The 3,012-nt window shown below is 71.9% G+C and carries 3 protein-coding genes; 1 reads left to right on the forward strand and 2 read right to left on the reverse strand.

The annotated features are described in order from the left end of the window. Positions 1-504: sigma factor-like helix-turn-helix DNA-binding protein (locus tag ACFE8Y_RS21445; RefSeq protein ID WP_375466388.1), on the forward strand; the 504-nt coding region annotated here is incomplete at its 5' end. Between the two features lie 64 nt (positions 505-568). On the opposite strand, the gene ACFE8Y_RS21450 is transcribed toward ACFE8Y_RS21445, so the two are convergent. Both ACFE8Y_RS21450 and ACFE8Y_RS21455 read right to left on the reverse strand, forming a co-directional pair. Next, the gene (locus ACFE8Y_RS21450) at positions 569-1,969 is read right to left on the reverse strand and encodes a histidine kinase (protein WP_375466389.1); all 1,401 of its coding nucleotides are present in this window, start codon (positions 1,967-1,969) and stop codon (positions 569-571) included. Between the two features lie 53 nt (positions 1,970-2,022). Beyond that, on the reverse strand, positions 2,023-3,012 hold a 990-nt coding region (locus ACFE8Y_RS21455; protein WP_375466390.1), incomplete at its 5' end, for an adenylosuccinate synthase.

Consider the following 3,012-nt stretch of genomic DNA (forward strand, 5'->3'; position numbering starts at 1 on the left):
GCCAACCAGAAGAAGCTGTTCTTCAACCTGCGCAAGGCCAAGGGCAAGATCTCGGCGCTGGAGGAGGGTGACCTCAAGCCGGATCAGGTCGCGCAGATCGCCACCCGCCTCGGCGTGCCCGAGCAGGACGTCATCGACATGAACCGGCGCTTGTCCGGCGACACGTCGCTGAACGCCCCCTTGCGCGAGGAGGGCGAGGGCGAGTGGCAGGACTGGCTCGTCGACAACAGCCCGAGCCAGGAGACGGTGCTGGCCGGCGAGCAGGAGGGACAGAACCGCCTCTCGGCCCTGCGCGACGCGCTCGGCGTGCTGAACGTCCGCGAGCGGCGCATCTTCGAGGCCCGGCGGCTCGCCGACGATCCGATCACCCTGGAGGATCTCTCGGGCGAGTTCGGCGTCTCGCGCGAGCGCGTGCGCCAGATCGAAGTCCGCGCCTTCGAGAAGGTGCAGGAGGCGGTCAAGCGCAACCTCGCGACCCGCGAGCTGCCGCGCGTCGGGGCGTGATGCCCTCGCCCGGCTCGAAGCGCTGAACGGCGGCTCCGAGCCGGTCGCGCACGGTCTCAGCCCGTCAGCGCCATTGGTCGAAGGCGTTCTGCATTGCCTGGATGCCTGAGGTGCCCTTCTCGAAGGTGAGTACCGCGCGCTGACCGCCGGTGTAGCGGATCGCCAAGTCGAACCACGGCTTGTGCAGGAGCAGGTCGGTGTTGCGGTCGACGTCGTTGCGCAGCGACGACAGGCCGATCAGGAACAGGTTCTCGCGTACCCGCACGGGCAGTCCCGAGACGGGTGAGCCGCGCGCGTTCTCCTCATCCTTGGCCTGGAGCAGGCCGACATCCTGCACCGGGCGCTTCTCACCCTCCGCGCCCGTGCCGCTGAAGGCGAGGCTGATGGTGTGCGAGGCCGGCAGCGTGGCGTCGAGGTTGCGCTGGAGCGTCATCGTCAGCGACAGCCCGGCCTCGGGGAAGGTGACGGTGGCCACAACCGCCAGTTCCAGGGGCTGACCCTGCTCGCCGGCCACCGAGTCGAGGCGCCAGACGACGCGGCCGGGGCTCGTCGTCGGCGGGGCGTTCTGAGACGCGGTGTTCTCCTCGATCAGCACCGCGCGCTGCGCGACGCCGAGGTCCGGCGGCGACGGCGTGGAACTGCGCGGGTCCGGAAGCGCGGCGCCCCCTGCCGACCCTGCGCCCGTCCGTTCCCGCCCGGCCGGCTCCCCGCCGATCCGGTCGGCGTACTTCGCGTCCGCATTGCCGTCCTGCTGCGTCTCCGCCGTCTCGGTCGCGCCGGGATGCAGGTTGGCCGGCTTGTCGCGCAGGAGGAAGGCGGCCACGGCGATCAGCCCGACCACCGTCGTGAGGATCACGCCGACGAAGACGTTGCGCAGGAGCCGCGAGCGGTCGCCACGGGGCGCGACCACGTCGATGCGCGGGCGCTGGCGCGCGCCGGCAGGATCGGCACCCGCGGCGGGTTCGGGGATCGGGTCGGCCTGCGTCTCGGCCGCGGACGGCGTCGCCGGCTCGGAGACCGGCGTCGGACCCTTCGCCCTGCGTGCCGTGATCGGGACCACGGCCTCGCGGAGCGCCGGCTCGGCCGCCACGGGGTCCGGCAGCGGAAGGAAGCTCGGCGGCGGCGCCGGCGGCAGGACCGGCGGCGCGAGCGCCGGCTCGATCGGACCGGCACGGGCATCCGGCGCGGGCGGGACGAGGATCGGCTCCGCGGGTGCGGTCGCCGCGATGGGCTCGGCGACGGGCACAGGGGCAGGCGCGCCGTAGGCGGCCTCCAGGCGGTCGATCGCGCCATCGAGGGCGCTGCGCTCAAGATCGATGTCCGCCTCCGGCAGAGGCGGCTCGAGGGAGCGCAACTGACCGACGAGGGCGTTGCGGGCGCGCTCGTACACGGCCCTGCGCATGGCCGGCGTCCGATCGGGCAGGGCGTCGAGCGCCCGTGCCAGCAGCGGGTAGTAATCGGCCATCGTGTCTTAAGTCCGCCGTCTCCCCGGAACGATTCCCGGCTCGCGTGACGCTGTCAGTCCTCGAAAGGGTTGTGCATCAGGATTGTGTCGTCGCGCTCCGGCGAGGTCGAGAGCAGGGCGACCGGGCAGCCGATCAGCTCCTCGATCCGCCGCACGTACTTGATCGCCTGAGCCGGCAGGTCCGCCCAAGAGCGGGCGCCGGCCGTCGTCTCCGGCCAGCCGGGGATCGTCTCGTAGATCGGCTCCACCCGACCTTGCGCCGCTTGGCTCGCCGGCAGGTGGTCGATCGTCCCGCCGTCGAGGCGGTAGCCGGTGCAGACCTGGATCGCGTCGAACCCGTCGAGGATGTCGAGCTTGGTCAGCGCGATGCCGTCGATCCCCGAGGTCCGCACGGTCTGGCGCACCAGCACCGCGTCGAACCAGCCGCAGCGGCGCTTGCGCCCGGTGTTGACGCCGAACTCACGTCCTCGGATGCCGAGGGTTTCGCCGACCGCGTCGTGCAGTTCGGTCGGGAACGGCCCTTCGCCGACGCGGGTGGTGTAGGCCTTGGCGATGCCGAGCACGTAGCCGATCGCCGAGGGGCCGAGGCCGGAGCCGGTCGCCGCCTGCGCCGCGACGATGTTGGAGGAGGTGACGAAGGGGTAGGTGCCGTGGTCCACGTCGAGCAGCGCGCCCTGCGCGCCCTCGAACAGGATGCGCTTGCCCGCCCGCCGCTCCTCGTCGAGCAGCGCCCAGACCGGACAGGCGTAGGGCAGGATGGACGGCGCGATCGCCTTCAATTCCGCCAGCAGCCCGTCGCCATCGACCTGCGCGATGCCGAGGCCCCGGCGGAGCGCGTTGTGGTGGGTGAGCACCCGCTCGATCTTGGCCGGCAGCGTGTCGGCATCGGCCAGATCCACCACGCGGATCGCGCGGCGCCCGACCTTGTCCTCGTAGGCGGGCCCGATGCCGCGCTTGGTCGTGCCGATCTTCAGACCCGCGTTCGCAGTCTCGCGAAAATGGTCGAGTTCGCGGTGCAGCGGCAGGATCAGCGTCGCGTTGTC

Origin of the sequence: uncultured Methylobacterium sp., from assembly GCF_964242245.1 — a bacterium.
Taxonomy (GTDB): domain Bacteria; phylum Pseudomonadota; class Alphaproteobacteria; order Rhizobiales; family Beijerinckiaceae; genus Methylobacterium.